The sequence below is a fragment of the Flavobacterium sp. CFBP9031 genome (genome assembly GCF_034044945.1).
GTDB lineage: Bacteria > Bacteroidota > Bacteroidia > Flavobacteriales > Flavobacteriaceae > Flavobacterium.
In genome coordinates this window covers 57,753-81,242 of sequence record NZ_JAXCWF010000015.1, presented here as the reverse complement: position 1 = coordinate 81,242, position 23,490 = coordinate 57,753, and the positions used below count along the sequence as shown (strand labels likewise).

Here is a 23,490-nt window from a genome sequence, read left to right as displayed (position 1 = left end):
CCGCATTTTTATAAAAAGAAAAAACCTAAATCGCAGTGGATTTAGGTTTTCAGTAATTTAGTTAGTTTGGTAGTTTTATTTTTTAGCTTCGCCTTCTTTTGTTTCAGCTGCTGGTTTTGCATCTGTTTTTGGCTCTGCTTTGTATTTATCATTTAAAGCTTTGATAATTTCTTTTGTAATATCGTATTTCTCTTCAGCATACAAAATTGTAGCAGCATCTCCTGTTCCGTAGATGTAAGAGTAACCGTTTTTCTTTCCGTAGTCTTTAATGAATTTTTTAACTCCACTAACAAGAGAATCCATTTCAACACCACTTTCTTGTTGTAATTGTTGTGCTAATGCTTGTTGTGCATAACCTAATTGCTGCTCTCTTTTTTGCAATTCAGCTCCTCTTTGCTGTGCCCAAGCTTGACCGTTTGCTTGTGCCTGGCTTTGAAAATTAGCAGCGTCTTGTTTAAAACGTGAAATCTCAGCTTGTAATTGTCTACCTTTTTCTTCCGCTTGAGCTTTGTACTTTGCCTCTAAATCTTTTGCCTCAGTGTATTCTTTCATCAAAACCGAAGTATCCACGTAAGCTGTTTTTACTTCCTTTACCTCTGCTGTTTTGTTACAAGAAACTGCGAAAACTGAAAGTGCGATAATAACTAATGCTTTTTTCATTTTTTTTTAATTCTATTTTTTTAAGTATTGAAGACAAAAATATAAAAAAATCAATAGCATCAACATAAAGTTTAAAAAATGCGTAAAATTTATGATATTGTTTTTATTTATCGAAAAAAATATCACCATAAACCAACGCTATCGCTGTATTTTAGATGCTTTTTTGCTTTTTTTATATCAACCATAAAAAGCCACTCTGTCCTTTTAGGGTAAAATGGCTTTCTGTATTTTTGTGTTATTTATTTTTTAAAATATAAATATGCGATGAATATTCTTTTGAGTTCTTCGCTTTCCAATTTGATTTCAAACCAATCAAAAAAGCTTTAATATAATTCATCTTTCCCGTTTTGTATTTTTCAGACAAAAGGCTTACGTAAAACGAATCGAACTTCATTGGAAGAACTTTTTCCAATTTCATATCTACTCTTTCAAAAAGCAATTGAATTGATTTTTTTGAAAAATGCCAAAAATGAATTGGCACATCATAAGCAGCCCAAAAAGTTTGATAATGGTTTGCATCAAATGATTTGTAGTTCGGAACCGCAATAATTAATGTTCCAGTTGGTTTTAATAAACGCTTCAATTCTTGGATCTGAAGTTCTAAATCTGGAACGTGTTCTAAAACGTGCCACATAGTAATCACATCCAGAGAATGATTTTCTAAAGTGTTTATTTCTTCTACAAAAGAAATTCCTTTTTCTTTTGCAATGTTTTTAGCACGATCGCTCGGCTCTACTCCAATTGTTTCCCAACCGTCATTTTTTGCTGTCAAGAGAAAATCTCCAGTTCCAGCTCCAATATCTAAAAGTTTTCCTTTTTGTGGTTGTTGGCTATTAATTAAATTCAATTTATTCTTAAGAGCAATATTTTTCACAAAGTGATATGCTTTTTCAAATAAAGAACGTTTGTTGTCGGTATGCGAAATATAATCTTCGCTTTCGTAATATTTACCTAAATTTTGAAGTTCAGGTTGTGGAGAAGTAATTAGCATATCTAAATCTTCATCATAATACAAATCAAAAATTTCTTTTGAAACAGAGTGGTCTTTTACCGTAAGAAAATGTTTTTTATTTAAAACGTTCATTTTTTAAATTTATAGATATTGGGTTTAATTTATAGCAAATCCTAAAAACGAAATTATATCGCTTTTAGGATTTTTTTGTCTTTTTTATTTTTAATTCTTCTGTAGATTTCTTTCACTTTTCATAATTCAGCACACCTGTAAAGTTGCTTTAATAAGATATTCTTTCACTAAATTTTCAAAAGGTTTCACGTGGAACAGCAACAATTTTAGATTTCTGACTTTAGATTTATAATGGATTCTGAAAATAAAAAACCGAAAAATAGTTTCACGTGGAACAAGTCATTTTCAAAATATTACAATAATCTGAAATCAGCAATCTAAAATCTAAAATTATTTACCTTCCCATATAAATCAAAAGCACCGAAATATCACTCGGTGATACTCCGCTGATTCTTGAAGCTTGCGAAATAGTTACAGGACGAATCTTGCTTAATTTCTGTTTTGCTTCAATCGACATGGATTTAATTTTATTATAATCGAAATTGTCTGGAATTTTTACTTCTTCCAAACGATTCAATTTATCTGCATTATTTCTTTCTTTTTCGATATAACCAGAATATTTAACTTGAATTACTGCTTGCTCTACAATTTCTTCATCCAAATCATTTTCTTCAACATACGCTGAAACCTTTTCAAATTTCAACATATCCTCCAATTCAATTTGTGGACGAGAGAAAATCTTGAACATTTTATCTCCTTGAGAAATTGGAGCCGATTCTTTCGCTTCTAAAATCGGATTTGTTTCGGCAATCGTAACACTTGTTTCTTTGAAGAATTGAACCATCTTTTCAGATTCGTTTAGTTTCTTTTCCATTCTTCGTAAACGATTTTCAGAAGCTAAACCAATTTCGTATGACATTGGAGTCAATCTGAAATCGGCATTATCTTGACGCAACAATGTTCTATATTCTGCTCTCGATGTAAACATACGATATGGTTCTTCTGTTCCTTTAGTAATTAAGTCGTCAATTAGAACTCCGATGTATGCTTCATCACGTTTTAAAATTAATGGATCTTTTTCGTGCACTTTTAAATGCGCATTTATTCCAGCCATCAAACCTTGAGAAGCTGCTTCTTCATATCCAGTTGTTCCGTTAATCTGTCCTGCGAAATATAATCCTTCAACTAGTTTCGTTTCTAAAGTATGTTTCAATTGCGTTGGTGGAAAGAAATCATATTCGATAGCATAACCAGGTCTAAAGAATTTTACATTTTCAAAACCTGCAACAGAACGAAGCGCTTTAAATTGAATATCCTCTGGAAGCGAAGTTGAAAATCCGTTTACATAAACTTCGCAAGTATTCCAGCCTTCTGGCTCAACAAATAATTGGTGACGCTCTTTATCTGCAAAACGATTTATTTTATCTTCGATAGAAGGACAATATCTTGGTCCTAAACTTTTGATTCTTCCGTTGAACATTGGAGAACGATCAAAACCTTCTCTCAAAATATCATGAACATTCAACGAAGTGTATGTCATGTAACAAGAACGCTGATGCGTTAACGGAGCAGTCACATCTGAATAAGAAAACTTAGCTGGCTTTGCATCTCCTTTTTCTTCATTCATTTTAGAATAATCTAAAGAACGCCCATCTACTCGAGGTGGCGTTCCTGTTTTCATTCTTCCAGCTTCAAAACCTACTTTGATCAAATCTTCGGTAATTCCGGTCGCGGCACTTTCTCCTGCTCTTCCTCCTCCGAATTGTTTTTCTCCGATATGAATTAAACCGTTCAAAAAAGTACCATTTGTCAAAACCACAGATTTGGAACGAATCTCCACTCCTAGTGAAGTTCTAATTCCTTTTATCTTTCCATCTTCAATAATTAATCCTTTTACCATCTCTTGATAAAAATCAAGATTTGGAGTTGCCTCCAACATCATTCTCCATTCTTCTGCAAAACGCATTCTATCACTTTGAACTCTTGGCGACCACATTGCAGGTCCTTTTGATTTATTCAGCATCTTGAACTGGATCGCAGTCTTATCTGAAACGATTCCTGAATAACCACCAAGCGCATCAATTTCACGAACAATCTGTCCTTTTGCAATTCCACCCATAGCAGGATTACAAGACATCTGTGCTATGTTTTGCAAACTCATTGTAACCAATAAAGTTTTCGATCCCAAATTTGCAGCCGCAGCCGCAGCTTCAGAACCAGCATGGCCTGCACCAACCACAATAACATCGTATTCTTCTAAAAACATTTTGTTTTATTATTCTCCAAAAACCGCTAACACGGTTTTTAGAATTAAATTTATTTTTTCCTTGTTCCACGTGGAACTTTATATTTTGTTTCAAGTTTTGAAGTTTCAGGTTTCAAGTTCAAACTGAAACAGGTCAACTGGAATTCTTAAATTCTGAAATCAATAAAAATGTTTCACGTGAAACATTTTACTTCATTCAAATCAAAACTCTCAAATCAAAACTCTCAAATCAAAACTCTCAAATCAAAACTCTCAAATCGAAACTCTCAAATCGAAACTCTCAAATCGAAACTCTCAAATCGAAACTCTCAAATCGAAACTCTCAAATCGAAACTCTCAAATCAGAACTTTTAAATCAGAACTTTTAAATCAGAACTTTTAAATCAGAACTTTTAAATCAGAACTCTCAAATCAGAACTTCCAAATCAGAACTCTCAAAGCAGAACTCTCAAAGCAGAACTCTCAAAGCAGAACTCTCAAAGCAGAACTCTCAAAGCAGAACTCTCAAAGCAGAACTCTCAAAGCAGAACTTTCAAAGCAGAACTTCCAAAGCAGAACTTCCAAACAGAGCTTCCAAACAGAGCTTCGAAACAGAGCTTCCAAACAGAACTTCCAAACAGAACTTCCAAACAGAACTTCCAAACAGAACTTCCAAACAGAACTTCCAAACAGAACTTCCAAACAGAACTTCCAAAAAGAACTTCCAAAAAGAACTTCCAAAAAGAACTTCCAAAAAGAACTTCCAAAAAGAACTTCCAAAAAGAACTTCCAAACAAAACTTCCAAAAAGAACTTCCAAAAAGAACTTCCAAACAGAGCTTCTAAAAGAAATGTTTCACGTGAAACATTCTAAACTTCCATTCTAAACTTCCATTCTAAACTTCCATTCTAAACTTCCATTCTAAACTTCCATTCTAAACTTCCATTCTAAACTTCCATTCTAAACTCCCAAAGAACATTTTCAAACCATGTTCCACGTGAAACATCTTTTTTTTCTCTTTAAAATTCAAACTTAAAAATCGTTCCACGTGGAACGATTTAATCTTCTACTCGAATTCTTTACTATAACGTTCCACGTGGAACGTTATAAAACTCTTTTATTTTCTTAAACATGTTTCACGTGGAACGTTTAAGAAAATCAAAAACCAGAACGTTTCACGTGGAACATACATCTTAAAAGAGATTTAATTACCGTTCCACGTGAAACATCTTCATCTTCTCTTCTTCCTTCTGTCTCATTAATTCAGCTTCCTTCTCTGACTTATCTTTGTATCCACAGTAATGTAGTATACCATGAGATAGCACTCTCTTTAGTTCTTCAGTAAATGAAACATTGAAGTCTTTTGCATTGTCTGCAACACGTTCTACAGAAACAAAAATATCTCCATTTAACTCGTTACCAACAGTATAATCAAAACTAATAATATCTGTAAGTGTATCGTGATCTAGATATTCAACATTGATCTTATGTAGATATTCATCATCACAAAATATATAGTTGATCTCTCCTTCATTCTTATTCTCAGAAACAATTACAGCACTTAGCCAGTCACTAAAAGCCTGCTCGTCTCCTAAAGTAAAATCTGTTTCGTAATTAAAATTTATCATTTTGTATTAAAGTATTCTTGAACTTTTTGATTAAAATTCGAGCGCAAAGGTAGTGATTGTCTGTTTAATATCTCAACGCTGTTTAAATATTCCAATAATGAACTTGGCAAAGCATTTGAACGATTACTAAATTCAGCCTTATTAGTTTCAGATTGTCTTTGTGTATCTTGCCCTTGTTGCTGAACTGCGTTGTTTAATTTCCATAATTCTTGTTGTATATTTAGTATACGCTGCAGGTTCTCATTCTTAAATCCTTTGTTCAAAATCTGCTTTTCAGATTGTTTCATTTGATCTATTATAGATTTTCCTTGAGCATCCAAACCTTTCTTTGCTAACTCCTTTTGCAATGCTTCTCTAAGTTTAACTTGCTCTTTGTATATCTCCATAATAGCTTCTGCACCTCCTTCTCCATCTTCACCATCATTACCATTCTTCTCTCCTTTTCCGCTCTTACCCTCTTTACCAGAAGAACCTTTATCTCCACTTTTGTTACCTTGTCCTTCTTTACCCTGACCTTCTTTTCCTTGTCCATTTTGCCCTTGTCCATTTTGCCCTTGTCCCGACTTTCCATCTTTACCTTCTCCAGGTTTATCTCCAGATTGCTGTCCAGGTTTCATACCTTCTTTCATCTTATCAGCAAGTCCTTTTTGTTTCTGAATAATATCTGGCAATTGCATTCCTTGTCCGTCTCCTGGTTTAGGTTTTCCCGCTCCCGGTTTAGACATAGACATCTGCATATTATTCAATAAATCACTTAAGAAATCGGCTAACTTATTGGCAGATGAAACTGCATATTGTTGGTGTGAAACTCCACGAGGAATTTGAACATCGGTTAAAGTTTCAATAGCCTTGTCCATGTTGTATTGTACGTTTCCAATTTCTTTAGTTACGTCTTCTGCAACCTTTGGATTACGTAATGAAAGTGCAAACAAACTATCATCAACATGTCTAAACTGCTGTTTCAAATTCTGCTGAATCTTGATGTTCTTTGTAAATGTAGAGGAACCCAATTTCATTGCTTTGAACTGTTTCATCACATCTTCTTGTGATAAAGAATAAGCCAAAAGATTATCTAGAATCTGACGAAGCATTGCTACATCTTCTTCCAATTGTTCTTGTTCTCCACCTTCCATTTCGTTCTGCATTTCTTGAGCCATAGACTTCATTTTCTTAGCTGCACTTTTCTGCTTTGGCTTAGCCGCAGAAGTATTCTTTTTGCTCAATTCTTCAGAAGCTTTATTAAGATCATTATCTACATCTTTCTCTTTAGAAGCATCAGATGGAATATCCAAAGGTTTCTTCAAAGTCTTATTCTCTTCTTTCAAATCCTTTAAATCTTCCTGAATCTTATCAAAAGATTTATTGATTTCATCTTGCTTCTCTTTCGTATTTTCTTTCTCTTTATTAGATAACTGTTCTTGTTGTTCTGACAGTTTGTTTAGTTTTTCAGCAACTTGCTCTGCTTTCTTAGAAACATAAAAACGCTTGGTCAACTCCACCAATTGTTCTAAATTACGAGATTGGTTTTTACTGATTTGTTTGAACTTTTCCATCTTATCAAACAGTTCTTCGCTGTTTAACTTATCGTTCAAGTTCTTTAATTCGTCTAATAATTTCTGATTCTTTTCTAAATCTTTCTGTGCATTATCTAAACGCTTTTGCAAATCCTCAGCAGTTTTATCTTTCTTATCATCTTTGAATTTATCTAGATTCTGATTCATTTTCTCAGAGAATTGTTTCATCATTTCGTCTTGTTGTTTCTGACGTTTGATAAAATCATTGATCTTCTGCTGATCTTTAAACTCTAAATTATCTTTTTCTTTTCCGGTATTCTGAAGCTTATCCATTTCTGAAATCTGCTTCGTTTGGTTCTTCAAAGATTTAGATAAACTATTAATATTTTGATTTTGTTGCTGTAATTCCTGATCTTGAATTTCATCTGTTGTAGCTACACGATCTGAAAATGTAGAAGACTTTGTAGACTTAAATCCGTGTGGAGCATCGTTATCAAAAACTTCAAAATAGTATTCATAGGAAACTCCTTCTTCTACTGGGAGATTGCTTGGGAAATTAAAAACAAACTGATCAAATACTCCTGCCTTTACAGGAATGTTTCCACGCTTAGCAGACTGAGGTTTGTTACGTTCGTAGTATACAATTTGCAGTTTCGAAAGTCCATAATCATCACCCAATCTACCTAGAATATAGTTCTTATCTAACTTCAAACTATCTGGCGCTGGCCCCACATTGATGGTTGGAAACTGATCTTTTATCACAGACAGCTGATAGTCCAATTTCTCGTAGTTTTTAACCTTATCGTTAGACGTAAGAATTTGATATTCTGTATTTTGACTAATATTTTTAGCCAATTTAAACTCATTTTCTACCTTATTAAACTTAAAAACTTCATTGTCTCTTTTCCACGCTACTTCTTGCGTAGATTTGGTGTTCATTTTCCAAGTTACAGTTGTTCCTTCAGGTACTATTGCGTTTCCAGTTCCTTGAATTGTCTCTGATTTTTTCTTTAGATAAGAAGGAAAATTCAAAACCATCTCGAAGTTTGCAATTGATGGAACAGTGATAACTTTCAAATCATACTCTTCAGAAACTACCGAGTTTCCTTCAAAAGAAAAACGAATATCTTCTGCTGGTTTCTCCACTTTAAATTCAAACTTTCCAGGTTGAGAAGATTCCATAAAATAACTTTCATCACCAATATGAATCATTACATTTTCTGGAACTATATTCCCAACAGATTCCATTTTGATCACGAAATCTTTGTTTTGCTCTGCTTGCAAATTCGAATTCAAAACCACAAATTTGAAAGGAGCTGGCGGTAAAAAAGCAGAATTGAAATGCACTACTCTATTCAAACTTTGCGAAATAATATTACTATTTCCAGAAATATAAAACACCGCAAAAAGTAAAATTGGAACTAAAGCCAATGGTAAATATTTTTTATTTGCTTTAAAATTGATTGCATTTCCAAACGGAATTGGTTGCAAAGAATTTGCTTTTTGTTCGATTGAAGCTAAAACCAATTCCGAACTTTCATTATTATTTTCAGAAGACAATTGCAAAAAGTTCGTCAGCTTATCACTCACTTCTGTGAAATGATTTCCAATAATTTTTGAAGCTTGAGTATAATCAATTCCCTTTTGAAGTTTGAATAATTTAAACAAAGGGAAAATAATTAAACGGACCAAAAGGAAAACTTCAACTCCAACAAATAACCAAAATAGAAAAGTTCTTCCCAGAGGTTTTAACCAAAGAAAGTACTCTACAAAAAGCGTAAATAGAAAATATAGTAAACCAAAACCAGTAAAAAGTAATATCCCTTTTATCAATTCGTTGGTATAATATTTCTTAATGAAAGCCTCTAGCTTTTGATATATCGCAGATGATGTTTTCAAAATAAATCTGTTTTAATTATAACCTATAAAAGTAGTAATTATAATAATACCTTTTTAAGATTCTAAGTTACTAAGAGGCTAAGGTTCTAAGATTTCAAAATCTAAAATCAACATTCTGAAATCTAAAATCATAAAACGTATCTTTGCAACAAAATTTAAACAAATGTCAAAGCAAGTTCGTGTGCGTTTTGCACCAAGTCCGACTGGACCGTTACATATTGGCGGAGTTCGTACTGCCCTATTTAATTATTTATTTGCAAAAAAACATAATGGTGTTTTTTATCTGAGAATTGAAGATACAGATCAGACTCGTTTTGTTCCAGGTGCAGAAGCTTACATTATGGAAGCTCTTGAATGGTTAGGAATTGCTCCCGAAGAAACAGTTGGAAAAAATGAAAAATTTGGTCCATACAGACAAAGCGAACGTAAAGATTTATACCAGCAATATGCAGATCAATTAATCAATTCTGGTTGGGCATATTATGCTTTTGATACTCCAGAATCTTTGGATACTTTGAGAAAAGAACAAGAAGCTGAAGGAAAAACATTTATTTATAATCACACCAATCGTGAAAAACTAGATACATCTCTTGTAATTTCTGCTGACGAAGTTGCTAAAAGAATTGCAAATGGAGAACATTATGTAATTCGTTTTAAAACTCCAGTTGATGAAACTTTGCATTTGAAAGATATTATTCGTGGTGATGTGAAGTTTGAAACTAATCTTTTGGATGATAAAGTTTTATTTAAAAGTGACGGAATGCCAACCTACCATTTAGCCAATATTGTTGATGATCATTTGATGGAAACTTCACATGTAATTCGCGGTGAAGAATGGTTGCCTTCTATGCCACTTCACGTTTTATTATACAAAGCTTTTGGTTGGGAAGCTCCAGAATTTGCGCATTTACCTTTGATTTTGAAACCAATTGGAAATGGTAAATTATCAAAAAGAGATGGAGACAAAATGGGATTCCCAGTATTTCCATTAGAATGGAAAACTGAAGAAGGCGTTTCATCTGGTTATAGAGAAAAAGGATTTTTCCCGGAAGCAGTTGTAAACTTCCTTGCTTTGTTAGGATGGAATGACGGAACAGATAAAGAATTATTTTCTTTAGAAGAATTAGCTCAATCTTTTGACTTGAACAGAGTTCACAAAGCTGGAGCAAAATTTGATCCAGAGAAAAACAAATGGTTCAATCACCAATATTTAGTAAAACAAAATGATGCTGATTTGGCCAAAACCTTCTCTCCTATTTTAGAAGAAAAAGGGTTCTCTACTCCAATTGAAGTGACAACTCGTATTGTTTCTTTGATTAAAGAAAGAGCAAACTTTGTATCAGAATTTTGGGATCTAACTGATTTCTTTTTTCAGGCTCCAACATCATACGATGAAAAAGCAAGTAAAAATTGGAAAGAAGAAACTCCTACTTTAATGCAAGAACTAATTTCTGTTTTAGAAAATATTGAAGATTTTACTTCTGTAAATATTGAAACAATCGTAAAAGATTGGTTAACCAAAAATGAAATCGGAATGGGTAAAGTAATGCAACCTTTCCGTCTAAGTTTGGTTGGAGCGCTTAAAGGTCCTCATCTATTTGACATTGTTGAAATCATTGGAAAAGAAGAAACTATTTCGAGAATTCAGAAAGCGATTGAAACTTTATAATTAGAATCAACTTAAAAAATAGAAACGCTAAGAAACATGTCACAAATGTTCTTAGCGTTTTTTTAATGTTTTAAAATTTTAATTTAGAAGAATTTTCGTAATTTACCAGAATCATAAATATAAATTACATAACCATGAGTACAGCATTTATTATCTTTTTAGTATTGGCATTCTTCATTTTCATGTCGTCTTTCTTTACTGTAAAACAGCAATCGTCTGTTATTATTGAACGATTTGGAAAATTTCAGAGTGTTAGAAATTCAGGATTACAACTTAAAATTCCGTTGGTTGATAGATTGGCCGGAAGAGTAAATCTTAAAATTCAGCAGTTAGATGTTATCATCGAAACTAAAACTAGAGACAACGTTTTCATCAAAATGAAAGTTTCAGTTCAGTTCAAAGTAATTCAGGAAAAAGTATATGAAGCTTTTTATAAACTTGAATATCCACACGATCAAATTACTTCTTACGTATTTGATGTCGTTCGTGCCGAAGTTCCTAAACTAAAACTGGATGATGTTTTTGAAAGAAAGGATGATATTGCAGTTGCAGTAAAACGTGAATTGAACGAAGCAATGTCTACTTACGGATATGATATCATCAATACTTTAGTTACTGATATTGATCCAGACATTCAGGTAAAAAATGCAATGAATAGAATCAACGCTGCTGATAGAGAAAAAACGGCTGCTGAATTTGAAGCTGAAAGTTCAAGAATTAGAATCGTTGCAAAAGCAAAAGCCGAAGCAGAAAGTAAACGTTTACAAGGACAAGGTATTGCAGATCAGCGTCGTGAAATTGCAAGAGGTCTTGTAGAAAGTGTTGAAGTTTTGAACAATGTTGGAATTAATTCTCAAGAAGCTTCTGCCCTAATTGTAGTGACACAACATTATGATACTTTGCAAGCAATTGGAGCTGATGCTAATTCTAATTTAATTTTACTTCCAAATTCTCCACAAGCTGGTAGTGACATGTTAAATAATATGGTTGCATCATTTACAGCATCAAATCAAGTTGGCGAAATGATGAAAAAACACAATAAAAAAGTAGAGAAACCAAAACCAATTCAGCCACAGTCTGGTTATGAAGATGACATTCAACCAGATGTTCAATAATAATTTTACAAAATAAAAAAGAGGCTTAATTGCCTCTTTTTTTATTTATAAACCAATTGATCACAAATGGTAAAATAGATTGTAAAATTTCTGGAAATGATTTTTTGACATAACCTGTATAAGATGAAATAAAACCATTTACAATATTTTGCGGTGTTATGCTTTCCTTAGTTTTCTGAAAACTTAAAACCAATTTTTGATAATTGATATCTTTTTCTAGTTTTAGAATTTCCAGATCCCTTTCAATCTCAGCATACGAAGAGTATTTTTTTCTTTCCATAATTAATCATTAAAAAAGATTTCTGAAAATTTCTCCAAAATTGGTCCTTCAACAAACTTATCCTTTAGAAAGAAAAGTAAAATGGTAAAGAAAAGATAGATCCCTCCTACTGCCAAAAATCCGAGAGCATTACTTTCAAACAAAGAACCAAAAGCATACGCTGCGGCAAAAGATCCAAAAATCATAACCATACTGAAACACAATAAAATCAAGGTAAACTTAAAGATCAAAGTTGTCGATTTCATTGCAACCTTAAAACCCCAAAGTTTGTAATAAGCTAAATGACTATCAATATATTCTTTAGCCTGACCTTGAACTTTTTCAGTGTTTTCTTTTAATTCTTCAAAAGCCATAATTAAAATTTTAGATAAAAAAAAGCACAAAACTTTCTTATAAAAATAAGCAAGTAATGTGCTTTGTACAATTATTATTTCTGAAATTTAGCGTTTTGTGCTTTTAAATCAGCCAATTTAGTTTCTAAAAAAGTGATTACTTCTTCTGTTTTATGGCTGACATTAGAAAGTAACTCATTCAAAGTTCCGTCAAGATTATGAGTAGCACTCGTAAATTTTTCACGAAGAACTTCAGAGCTGGCATCAAAAGAATCTTTCAGATTATGTTTGGCATCATCTATACCTTCTTTAATTTTTGCTCTAGTTTTTGATCCTTTATCTGGAGCAAATAAAATTCCAATTGCCGCTCCTGCAGCTGCTGCAGCTAAAATTGCTGCTGCTGTATTTAAATTCTTAGACATGATAGTTACAATTTAAAATTATTAATAAAGATACTCTTTTTTAAAATGATAAAACTTTGATTAATTGCAATTTACACAAAATTAACAATATTATTAATACACATAAGCTACAGCTTCATACTTACCATCTGCTTTTTCAACAATGCTAACAAACGGATATCCATTTGAAGCCGACTTAGATTTGATTCTCATAGCAGTCTGGTTCTGATTTGCAATTGGCGGTTCCCCTTTTGTCCTTGTTGAGACACCAGTAAAACTAGCAACTTGTTTCAGTCCTATTGTTTTTTCTTGTGGCAGAACAGTTACCATTTTGTAATCATCTTTTGAATCCACTACTATTTTATCAGAAACTTTCTGAGTTTGTTTACTCTGTTTGTTTGTAATTGATGAAACAGCATGTTTACTAATTTTGATTTCTTCAGAACTTCCGTTTAAAGAATAATAAACAAAGCCATTTTCGTTTTTAATAAAATTTACATCAAGTTGTTCTCCATTGTGTTTTGTAATTTGATGTGTTTGCGAAATTGCAACGTTTGCAAATAATAGCGCTACTGCGAAATATAAAATTTTCATGATAATTAGATTTAAATTAAAAATTGTCAGACCTGAAATTTAAAAACTAAACTTTCACTCAAATTCAACATTATGGAATTTTGTACATTATGATACAATTTGAAAAAATATCTTTTACGGGAAATATTATCAAAATTACATCATAATAAAAATCAGAACATAAAATTGTCTTTTTAGGAAATCAGTTTTGAAAATCTACTGTTATAAAAATTACGAGTTTCTAAAAACAATAAATTTCAACTTAGATTCTTTACGGCAAATTTTAATTTTTTACAAAAATCATCTCTGACTTTTGGTATTGAGTTAAAAATAGCAGTTTTATAAACAATTGTGTGTTAACAACCCGTTAAACTGACTAAAATAACAGCAAAAAGTTAAATAAAGACCGTAAATAAACAATAATCTAAAAAATGAGTTATCTATCAATCAAGTTTTAAAAACGTCTTAAAATCAATTTATGAAGGTTAAAATCAATCTAGAAAAACTATTATTTTTAATTTTACAATCAATTAAATAAATAATAATTAAATACTTAAATTAAATAAATATCAATAAATAAAACTTATAAACTAAAAATTGAAGTCAAAATTTTAAAAATTAGGAAAAAACTGAAGTTTTAAGATTTAGAGAAGAAAATTGGAGTCAAAAAAGCAAAAAAATGAAATAAGGAGTTTTGTTACATGAAAATTTAAAAAAGGTCTTCTCTATTTAACCATTTTTTATTTCCTCTTAAAATTAATTTATGAAAGTTATTTTTAATCTATAAAATAAATTAAAAATTAAAATATAATAGATTTTATAAATAATATATATAATGAATTAAAAATTAAATATTAATCAAATAAATTTATAATAACTATTCTCAGATCAAAATCTGCACTTAAAAAAGACTAAAATTAAAATAAAGGCTCTAAATAAGCTAAAACTTAAAAAATGAATTCCTTATCCAACATATTTTTATTTTCTATTAAAATCAATTTATGAAAGTCACTTTTAATCTATAAAAATTATAAATTTATATATTTTAATAGTTAATCTATATAATAAAAAAAAGCGCTTATAAAAGCGCTTTTCATAAATTTAGTTGATATTACTTCTTCACCATTTCAGAAAGAATTTCAATTTCTCTTTCAGAAGCATTTTTTGGTGGATTTGAATATAATTTCAAAATTTCATCATCATATTGATTTTTGAAACTTTCACTTTCAATATCCCTTAAATTTAAAAGTGCTTTTGACCTTACATAAGTCGATTCACTTTTTAGAGACATTGAATATAATTTCTTAATATCTTCTTCTTCAAAATCTGTAGATTTCCAGTTTGAATACTTCAAAATAAATTGAGAAAATAACAGCGAAGCCTTATTATTGTTGATATTCTTCTTCAAAGAATTCTGTAAAAGTGAAAAAGTAGAGATATTTTTGATGTTCTCCCCTATCGCACTTTCAATTGCAATACGCTCGGGTTTAGTCTCAACTTTAAAATATTTGTTAATATCTTTCAAAGAATTATTGATGCTATTTTCTTCTTTTTTACCCTTTTCTTCCCAAGCATCTTTCAATCCAACAGTTTTGTTAAATACTAGTTTTGAAGCAGTTGAGTCTTTATCAACAGTAAAATAACCTAAACGTTGAAACTGAAATTTATCTTCATTTTGAGCTGTTGATAAACTTGGTTCAACAAATCCGGTTACAATTTCTAATGAATTTGGATTCACAAAATCTAAGAAGTTTTTCTCTTTATAACTGTCTGGAGCTTCATCTATAAACAAACGATCGTACAAACGAACTTCTGCTTCCAATGCATGCTGGATTGAAACCCAATGCAATGTTCCAGATACTTTTCTTTGGCTTGCTTCAGTTCCGCTTCCGCTTAAAGAATCGGTATCATACGTTACATGAATTTCTGTAATATTACCTTCAGCATCTTTTATAACAGATTCACCTTTAATAATATAAGCATTTTTAAGACGAACTTCTTTTCCTAAAGTCAAACGGAAAAACTTAGCTGGAGCTTCTTCCAAAAAGTCTTCTCTTTCAATGTATAACTCACGAGAAAATGGCACTTTTCTGAAACCTGCACTTTCATCTTCCTGATTGTTTTCGGCTTCCAACCACTCCTCTTTTCCTTCTGGATAATTAGTAATTACCAGTTTTACCGGATCTAAAACAGCCATTACACGAGGTGCAATTTTGTTCAAATCTTCACGAATACAGAATTCTAAAACCGATACATTAATCAGATTATCACGTTTTGCAATACCAATTGTATTAGCAAAATTACGCAAAGATACAGCTGTATAACCACGTCTTCTTAATCCAGAAATGGTTGACATTCTTGGATCATCCCAACCGTTAACATGCTTTTCTTTAACTAGTTGCTGTAATTTTCTTTTACTAACAACGGTATGTGATAAGTTACGTCTAGCAAATTCTCTTTGCTTTGGACGCAGTTTATTTTCATCTAAAATCTGATCTAAAAACCAATCGTATAATTCACGATGAGGCAAGAATTCTAGTGTACAAAATGAGTGCGAAATCTGCTCTAAATAATCACTTTGTCCGTGTGCCCAATCGTACATTGGATAAATTTTCCAGGCATCTCCAGTTCTGTGATGTTCTTTATGTAAAATTCTGTACATGATAGGATCACGCATTAACATGTTTGTTGATTTCATGTCAATTTTTGCACGAAGAATATGTGTACCAGCCTCAAATTCACCGTTTTTCATTCTTTCGAATAAATCTAAGTTTTCTTCAACAGAACGATTTCTGTATGGACTATCCGTTCCTGAAGTTGTTGGAGTTCCTTTCTGGATCGCCATTTCTTCAGAAGATTGGCTGTCAACATAAGCTTTATCTTTTTTAATTAATAAAACTGCCCAATCGTATAATTGTTGGAAATAATCTGATGCATAACATTCTTCGGCCCATTTGTATCCTAGCCATTCTACATCTTTTTTAATAGCATCAACAAATTCCTGTTCTTCTTTTTCAGGGTTTGTATCATCAAAACGTAAATTCACAGGAGATTGATAATCAATTCCTAAACCAAAATTTAACGCAATAGAACTTGCGTGCCCAATGTGTAAATAACCATTAGGTTCTGGTGGAAAACGAAAGCGAAGTTTAGTATTTGAAAGACCTGATTTGACGTCTTCCTCTATGATTTGTTCAATAAAATTGAGTGATTTCTCTTCTGATGCCATTATTTTATAGTAATTTTAGCAAAGATAAAAAAAAGGTTTCAGGTTTCAGGTTTAAAGTTATTTAAGTGGCACATAACCTGAAACTTTAAACATGAAACAATATAAAAATGGGAGTTATAAAACTGAAAAATATCCGTACTTTTTCTTACCACGGATGTTTAATTGAAGAAGGAAAAATTGGATCTGATTATACTGTTGATCTAAAAATTAAAACCAATTTACAGAAATCAGCAGAAACAGATCATCTTTTAGACACTGTAGATTATGTTCATTTGAACAAAATTGTAGCCGAAGAAATGGCAATTCGTTCGCATTTATTAGAGCATGTTGCCAAAAGAATCAATATTCGTGTGCTGGCAGAGATAGAAACAGTAGAAAAAACTACAGTTTGGGTTTCTAAAATAAATCCGCCTATTGGTGGTGATGTTGAGTCAGTTACTATAAAAATGACGGAAATTAGAAAGTAATCACTGTAATTAAATCTGTATTTTTTTAAAATAGTTCATTCGAAACTTTTGAAATTTAAAGATTTTAGTTACTTTTGCCAACCGTTCAAGTAATGGCGTCGTGGCCGAGCGGCTAGGCTGGGCTCTGCAAAAGCTCCTACTCCGGTTCGAATCCGGACGATGCCTCAAAACCTTCAAAGCAATTTGAAGGTTTTTTTTATGTTTAATTTTTAGAAAAAATTAATTAAAATATATTGGTTCGAATCCAGACGATAACTTAAAACCTTCAAATTGCTTTGAAGGTTTTTTTATGTTTAATTTTTAGAAAAAATTAATTAAAATATATTGGTTCGAATCCAGACGATAACTTAAAACCTTCAAATTGCTTTGAAGGTTTTTTTATGTTTAATTTTTAGAAAAAATTAATTAAAATATATTGGTTCGAATCCAGACGATACCTTAAAACCTTCAAAGCAATTTGAAGGTTTTTTTATGTTTAATTTTTAGAAAAAATTAGATAAAGATTTATGTTCGAATCTGGACGATGCAAAAAGAGATACAGAAATGTGTCTCTTTTTTTGTGCTTAATTTTTTCACAATCTTGTCATTCTGAGGAACGAAGAATCACACTAGAAATTTCGTAAACAATATCGCCAATCTTTGTCGAGTCCCTAGTGTGATTCTTCGTTCCTCAGAATGACAAACTGGAGTCAACTTTAATGAACGTTATAAACACAAAAAAACCTCTGAAATTCAGAGGTTTGATTTTATATTTTTGAGTTATTAACAACTACTTTTTCTCTATTCTTTCGAAAGCATTTTTAACCATTTCTTTTTCCTTTGGAAACCAGCCTTGAATTACTAAAGCAAATCCGAAAACCATTAAAACAATGCTAATTCCTTTTTTAATTTTAAGAATATTAGTTGGCGTCATTTTCGATTTTAACTGTTTGGCTAATAAAATCTTAGCACAATCAATTAATAAATAAGTGATAATTACTGCAGCAAAAAAGGTCATCATTCTTGAAGTCTGCATATCTAACTTTGGTCCTACAGAGATAATTACTGCTAGCCAGAAGCCTAAAACTCCGATGTTAATAACATTCAGTAAAAAGCCTTTTACAAACAAACTTCCATAGTTTCTTTTCAGAATGTCACGATCAATTTCTTCATCGTTTATTTTTTCCTCTTTCTTTAGTTTTACAAACGAAATAATACCGTAGGAAAGCATAATTATTCCTCCAAAAATAAAAAGCGCTGGATCGTCTTTTAAACTCGAAATCAAACGGTAACTTCCTAGATAAGCAATAGCAATAAAAAAAATATCACCTAGTACTACTCCAAGATCAAAAACCATTGCAGCTCTGAATCCTTTTGTAATACTGGTTTCTAATAAAACAAAAAATACAGGACCTACCATAAAACTAAGAACAAGTCCCCAGGGAAGTCCCGCTAGAATATCATTAATCATCAATTGCTACTTGTTATTTTACTTCTTCTATTTTACCGCCAAAAACAGTTTTTTGGTTTATTTGCTTTGGTTTTCCATAAATGTAAATAGAGCCTCCTGCGCTCACTTTTGCATCGACAAGGGTAGAAGCATTAACATCTGCTTTTCCTCCCGCAGAAACGCTTACAGTAGTCTGAGAAGTCTCTAATTTACTAGCAAGTAAATAACCTCCTGCTCCTAAACTTGCAACTTGATTTTCTGCTTTTCCTGTCAAAGTGATAGAACCTCCTGAAACAGAGCTTACTTTGAGTTTATCAACATTCAAATCAACATTAATAACACCTCCTTCTTGTGCGCTTACTTTAAAAGAAGTTGCTTTGATAGCTTCACTGCTTTTTACCTCTGCTCCTTCATTAACATCAATAAGTTCTAAATGTTTGTAGTATAATGTAATATCAAGATCATTTCCAGACAAAAGTTTTGGGAAAGGCATTCTTAATTTTAAAATACCATTTTTATTAACCGCTTCAACCTCTGCTTCTCTTGCTCCTTTGATAATAATTTTATTTTCAGATGACTGAACTAATTTTACACTTAATTTATCAAATACTTTTACGGTATCAAAATCACCTAAATCTTTGGTAACCTGACCAAAAGACATTTGTACAAATAAAATTGCTGCTCCAATAATTAGCTTTCTCATACTTTTATTTTTAAATTAATTATTTATTCTGCTCTTCTTAAAAAATGAAAATCCAGTTGTTTTTTAACTAAATCGGCATTTTTTACCTTCACATAAATCTCGTCTCCTAATTGTAGTAAACGGTTTGAAGTTGCTCCAACCAATGCATATTGTCTTTCGTCAAAAGTATAGTAATCCTCTTTTATTTCTCTGATTCTTACCATTCCTTCACATTTATTAGAAACGATTTCAACATAAATTCCCCATTCGGTAACACCAGAAATAACTCCAAGGAATTCTTCATCCTGATGATCCTGCATGTATTTAACCTGCATGTATTTGATACTATCTCGCTCAGCATTTGTTGCTAAGTTTTCCATGTTTGAACAATGCAGACATTTGGTTTCGTAAGTTTCTTCATCTACAGAAGCTCCTCCGTCCAAATAATATTGTAACAAACGGTGTACCATAACGTCTGGATAACGACGAATTGGCGATGTAAAATGACTATAATAATCAAAAGCTAAACCATAATGACCAATATTATCAGTGGAGTATTTGGCTTTGCTCATACTTCTAATGGCAAGAGTATCAATAAGATTTTGTTCTTTCTTACCATTTACTTCTTCCATCAAAGCATTTATCGATTTCGCTATATCACCTTTTGTTCTAAAATCAATTTTATAACCAAACTTAGCAATTACAGTTTGCATGGCAACCAGTTTATCTTCATTTGGTTCATCGTGAATACGGTAAACAAAGGTTTTCTTTTGTTTACCAATGTATTCTGCTACTTTTCTGTTAGCCAAAAGCATAAATTCTTCAATCAAATGATTGGCATCTTTTGAAACTTTAAAGTACACTCCTTCTGGTTCTCCTTCTTCATTAAGATTAAATTTAACTTCCACTTTATCAAAAGAAATAGCGCCTTGCTGCATTCTTTTCTTTCTTAAAATCTTAGCTAATTCATCCAATTTTAAAGTGGCTTCAACAATTTCATCTGAAACTATATACGATTCTCCGGTAATAGAAATATCAACTGGAATGGTATTATTTCCTTTCGTTTCAATAATATGCTGAGCCTCTTCGTAAGCAAAACGTTGATCAGAATAAATTACTGTTCTTCCAAACCATTGGTTAATAACTTGTGAAGTTGGTGAAATTTCAAATACTGCAGAAAATGTATATTTCTCTTCATTTGGACGAAGTGAACAAGCAAAGTTAGACAATACTTCTGGAAGCATTGGCACTACTCTATCGACCAAATAAACCGAAGTAGCTCTTTGATACGCTTCATCATCCAAGATTGTTCCTTCTTCTAAATAATACGAAACATCGGCAATATGAATTCCAATTTCAAAGTTTCCATTCTCTAACTTTTTGAAAGACAATGCATCATCAAAATCTTTTGCATCTTTTGGGTCAATCGTAAACGTAAGTGTATCACGCATATCACGACGTTTTGCAATTTCAGATTCCTGAATCGAAGTGTCCAGCTTTTGTGCAAACACCTCTACTTCAACAGGAAAATCTGCTGGCAAGCCATATTCAGCTAGAATAGCATGAATTTCTGTATTATGTTCTCCAGGTTTTCCAAGTACTCGAATTACAGATCCAAACGGACTATCGGCTCTTTTTGGCCAGTCTTCAATCTTAACTAAAACAACATCACCATTTTCTGCTTCACCAATTTTATCTTTTGGAATAAAAATATCGGTATACATTTTAGGATTTGCAGTAGAAACAAAAGCAAAATTTGGCTGCATATCAATTACACCAACAAATTCTGTTTTATCTCTTTCGACTACTTCAATTACTTCACCTTCAGGTCTTTTTCCTTTTCTACGGTTATAAACGTAAACTTTTACTTTGTCTTTATCTAATGCACGATTCAAATTATTGGTCGGAATAAAAACATCTTCTTCAAATTCATCACAAATAAAATATGCCGTTTTTCTGCTCGTCATATCTATTGTTCCTTCGTAGTAGTCCTGGCTTATTGCTTTAATCAAGTATTTTCCAGGTTCTGTTTCTATAATCTTCTTTTGAGCTGCAAGAATCTTTAGTTCTTTTATAATCTGATTTCTACTATTTGTATCATCTAATTCTAGCTTAGCTCCTATTTGTTTGTAATTGAAAGGTTTATTAGCATTTTGCGATAAAATCTTAAGTATTTTTCCAGAGAAATCTTTCTCCTTTTTTATCGGCTTTCTAATTTTCTTACTCATATATCTTTTCTAATAAGGCTTAAAATTACAAATAAGATATCAGATAATACTTTTTAGCAAATAGAATTATTAAAAATATAACTTTTCGTACATTTACAAAAAGACCTAAAATGGAAAGCTTCAAAACGATTGCCGTATTCAATTATCTGCACGAAACCGTAGTTCTCAAACACTTACTAGAACAAGAAGGAATTCCATTCTTTTTTGAAAACGAAATGACACTCTCTGTCATGCCGTTTTACTCCAACGCACTCGGTGGCATCAAACTCAAAGTTCATCCAAACGATTTCGAAGAAGTCCAACAAATTCTGGACAATCTCAACAATCCTTTAAAAATTGTATAGATAAAAAAAGGCCACCATTTGGCAGCCTTTCTAATCATTTTTTTAATTAATCAAGATTTTTTTTGTTGCTTTTCCTTTATCTGTAACAATTTCAAATAAATAGGTTCCATTTGATAAAGAATTTACATTGATAACCTTATTATTTTCTGTTCTAATTAATTGTCCTAGAATATTGTAAATATTTACTTTTTGTAAATTCAAATTTTCCTGAAGATCTATAGTTACAACTTGTGAAGCTGGATTAGGAAAAATTCTAGAATTATTTAGAACAAATTTATTTGTATTTAATTCTCCAAATAATTGAAATATTCTGATTTCTCCTCTACTTTTTCCGCCTCCAGCACTTATTGAAGCATTAATTGCAACTATAGAACCATCGGCAGAAATCGCAATTTTTGTACCGCTTAAATCATAACCTGTTCCATTAATATTATCTCCAATTTGGTTCCAATTACCATTAGCATACTTATATACTTTTGTCTGTCCCGCATTATATATTATATCACTATTTTGATTATCACTAAAAGCAACTATAGAACCATCAGAAGATAAAGCTACATCATAACCAATATGATTATTTTGTTGAGTTCCAGAAAATGTATTTCCTTTTTGTTTCCATACACCTCCTTCATTTTGATATACGCTTACAGAGCCATAACTTATACTTTGATCTATCCCAGGTGCGCCCACAACTACTGTATTTCCATCTGAAGATAAAGAAACTGAAAAACCACAATTAGCATTTTTTACCTTTCCATCAATATCACTTCCAATTTGAATCCATTTATTATCTACGTTACTAAAAACTCTTACATATCCAGCATTTAAAAAACTTCCACTATTTTGGTATCCTCCAATAGCAATTTTAGAGCCATCAGGAGTTAGAGAAATACTTTTTCCAAACTTGCTATTTGAAGCTTCTCCATCAATATCTTCACCTATTTGTTGCCAATTGCTTGAATTATTTCGAAATATCTTAACTGTACCTGAGTCAAAACCAGCATGATCTTCTTCCGAAAAGCCAAAAGCCAATACATTACCATCATTAGATATAACAACCTTATCTGGTCTAGAAAGTGTTGAAAAATCAAGATTATTTGTCTGTTTTATCCAACTTCCAGAAACATTTCGATACATTCTAACATAATTAGCCCCTGAAGAAGTATAACCACAGCAAACCAAAAATTTTCCATCACCAGAAAGTGTTAAATGTCGTCCAAGATAATCTTCCTTTTTTTCACCATATATATCATTTCCAACTTGCTTCCAGACATTAGATATCCTTTGATAAACTCTAATTAATCCTGCACCTGTACCGTTGTCAGCATTAAATGCAGAACCAATTGCAATCGTTGATCCATCTGGAGTTAAAGAAATAGATTGCCCCATTGTATCATAATCATTTTTTCCATTTATGGTTCCAATCTGAGTTTGCCCAAAAGATAAAATAGGAAACAAAATAAAAAGTAAAATTTTCTTCATACATCAATAATTTATATTTCAGGTAAATATACATATTTCTACAAGCAATAAATTTCTTTCTCAAATCAACAATTTGAAGAAATAGAGTTCGAAACTCAATTTTAAAGATTTTGAACAGAGCACCGACAATTTTGACAATCTCAATAATCCGTTGAAAATCGTCTGAAACAAAACTCAAAACAGAGTAAAATTCAATTCATCAAAAATTTTTTTTTCCTTTTCAACTTTTTTAGTTTTCAACATATATTAAATACAACAAAAAAGATTTTTAAAAATTTAAAAAAAATTG

19 protein-coding genes and 1 tRNA gene are annotated in these 23,490 nt (G+C 31.6%); 5 read left to right on the top strand and 15 right to left on the bottom strand.

Annotation, left to right across the window (positions count from 1 at the left end):
* Positions 1-75 precede the first annotated feature (75 nt).
* The 6 genes from SOM12_RS21420 to SOM12_RS21395 form a co-directional block, all read right to left on the bottom strand.
* Entirely contained in the window at positions 76-660 is a 585-nt protein-coding gene (locus tag SOM12_RS21420) for an OmpH family outer membrane protein (RefSeq protein ID WP_095930173.1), read from the bottom strand.
* A gap of 235 nt (positions 661-895) precedes the next feature.
* Positions 896-1,744 carry a class I SAM-dependent methyltransferase gene (locus SOM12_RS21415; protein ID WP_320495378.1) on the bottom strand — a complete coding sequence of 283 codons (849 nt, stop codon included), beginning with the start codon at positions 1,742-1,744 and terminating at the stop codon, positions 896-898.
* A gap of 334 nt (positions 1,745-2,078) precedes the next feature.
* Positions 2,079-3,950, bottom strand: coding sequence for a tRNA uridine-5-carboxymethylaminomethyl(34) synthesis enzyme MnmG (gene mnmG, locus SOM12_RS21410; RefSeq protein WP_320495377.1), 1,872 nt, complete (start codon positions 3,948-3,950; stop codon positions 2,079-2,081).
* A 532-nt stretch (positions 3,951-4,482) separates the two neighbouring features.
* Positions 4,483-4,761: a hypothetical protein gene (locus SOM12_RS21405; RefSeq protein WP_320495375.1), complete on the bottom strand. Its 279-nt coding sequence runs from the start codon at positions 4,759-4,761 to the stop codon at positions 4,483-4,485.
* Between the two features lie 376 nt (positions 4,762-5,137).
* The gene (ybeY, locus tag SOM12_RS21400; protein ID WP_320495374.1) at positions 5,138-5,557 is read right to left on the bottom strand and encodes an rRNA maturation RNase YbeY; all 420 of its coding nucleotides are present in this window, start codon (positions 5,555-5,557) and stop codon (positions 5,138-5,140) included.
* The gene (locus tag SOM12_RS21395) at positions 5,554-8,970 is read right to left on the bottom strand and encodes a hypothetical protein (protein WP_320495373.1); all 3,417 of its coding nucleotides are present in this window, start codon (positions 8,968-8,970) and stop codon (positions 5,554-5,556) included. Before SOM12_RS21395 ends, ybeY begins: the two co-directional genes overlap by 4 nt.
* A 163-nt stretch (positions 8,971-9,133) precedes the next feature.
* Between SOM12_RS21395 and gltX the strand changes: the two genes are divergently transcribed.
* Together gltX and SOM12_RS21385 are read left to right on the top strand one after the other, a co-directional pair.
* Positions 9,134-10,639, top strand: coding sequence for a glutamate--tRNA ligase (gene gltX / locus SOM12_RS21390; protein ID WP_320495372.1), 1,506 nt, complete (start codon positions 9,134-9,136; stop codon positions 10,637-10,639).
* A gap of 134 nt (positions 10,640-10,773) precedes the next feature.
* Positions 10,774-11,754, top strand: a complete 981-nt coding sequence (locus tag SOM12_RS21385; protein ID WP_095930167.1) for an SPFH domain-containing protein — start codon at positions 10,774-10,776, stop codon at positions 11,752-11,754.
* A gap of 25 nt (positions 11,755-11,779) precedes the next feature.
* On the opposite strand, the gene SOM12_RS21380 is transcribed toward SOM12_RS21385, so the two are convergent.
* The 5 genes from SOM12_RS21380 to SOM12_RS21360 form a co-directional block, all read right to left on the bottom strand.
* Entirely contained in the window at positions 11,780-12,034 is a 255-nt protein-coding gene (locus tag SOM12_RS21380) for a DUF6327 family protein (protein WP_095930166.1), read from the bottom strand.
* A gap of 2 nt (positions 12,035-12,036) precedes the next feature.
* Complete coding sequence (locus SOM12_RS21375) at positions 12,037-12,387, bottom strand: competence protein (protein WP_320495371.1); 351 nt, start codon at positions 12,385-12,387, stop codon at positions 12,037-12,039.
* A gap of 74 nt (positions 12,388-12,461) precedes the next feature.
* On the bottom strand, positions 12,462-12,788 hold the full coding sequence (locus tag SOM12_RS21370) for a YtxH domain-containing protein (protein ID WP_095930164.1): 327 nt from the start codon (positions 12,786-12,788) through the stop codon (positions 12,462-12,464).
* Between the two features lie 93 nt (positions 12,789-12,881).
* Positions 12,882-13,361 carry a hypothetical protein gene (locus tag SOM12_RS21365; protein WP_095930163.1) on the bottom strand — a complete coding sequence of 160 codons (480 nt, stop codon included), beginning with the start codon at positions 13,359-13,361 and terminating at the stop codon, positions 12,882-12,884.
* 1,090 nt (positions 13,362-14,451) lie between these two features.
* Positions 14,452-16,569, bottom strand: coding sequence for a glutamine--tRNA ligase/YqeY domain fusion protein (locus tag SOM12_RS21360; RefSeq protein WP_320495369.1), 2,118 nt, complete (start codon positions 16,567-16,569; stop codon positions 14,452-14,454).
* A gap of 107 nt (positions 16,570-16,676) precedes the next feature.
* Here SOM12_RS21360 and folB point away from each other — a divergent pair, with 107 nt between their 5' ends.
* Both folB and SOM12_RS21350 read left to right on the top strand, forming a co-directional pair.
* On the top strand, positions 16,677-17,036 hold the full coding sequence (folB, locus tag SOM12_RS21355) for a dihydroneopterin aldolase (protein WP_095930566.1): 360 nt from the start codon (positions 16,677-16,679) through the stop codon (positions 17,034-17,036).
* Between the two features lie 94 nt (positions 17,037-17,130).
* Positions 17,131-17,201 (top strand) — tRNA-Cys (locus SOM12_RS21350).
* A gap of 604 nt (positions 17,202-17,805) precedes the next feature.
* Here SOM12_RS21350 and SOM12_RS21345 read toward each other — a convergent pair.
* Genes SOM12_RS21345 through rnr form a run of 3 tightly spaced genes read right to left on the bottom strand, consistent with a single transcriptional unit; the run spans position 17,806 to position 21,375 of the window.
* Positions 17,806-18,486 carry a LysE family translocator gene (locus tag SOM12_RS21345; RefSeq protein ID WP_095930567.1) on the bottom strand — a complete coding sequence of 227 codons (681 nt, stop codon included), beginning with the start codon at positions 18,484-18,486 and terminating at the stop codon, positions 17,806-17,808.
* Between the two features lie 13 nt (positions 18,487-18,499).
* Positions 18,500-19,168, bottom strand: a complete 669-nt coding sequence (locus tag SOM12_RS21340; RefSeq protein WP_095930568.1) for a head GIN domain-containing protein — start codon at positions 19,166-19,168, stop codon at positions 18,500-18,502.
* A 23-nt stretch (positions 19,169-19,191) separates the two neighbouring features.
* On the bottom strand, positions 19,192-21,375 hold the full coding sequence (gene rnr / locus SOM12_RS21335) for a ribonuclease R (protein ID WP_320495366.1): 2,184 nt from the start codon (positions 21,373-21,375) through the stop codon (positions 19,192-19,194).
* A gap of 110 nt (positions 21,376-21,485) precedes the next feature.
* On the opposite strand from rnr, the gene SOM12_RS21330 reads away from it, so the two are divergent.
* Positions 21,486-21,719: a putative signal transducing protein gene (locus tag SOM12_RS21330; protein ID WP_095930570.1), complete on the top strand. Its 234-nt coding sequence runs from the start codon at positions 21,486-21,488 to the stop codon at positions 21,717-21,719.
* Positions 21,720-21,761: 42 nt separating this feature from the next.
* Here the strand turns inward: SOM12_RS21330 and SOM12_RS21325 are convergent, their stop codons facing one another.
* A complete protein-coding gene (locus SOM12_RS21325) occupies positions 21,762-23,201 on the bottom strand; it encodes a T9SS type A sorting domain-containing protein (protein ID WP_320495364.1) in 1,440 nt (479 codons plus the stop codon).
* Positions 23,202-23,490 lie beyond the last annotated feature (289 nt).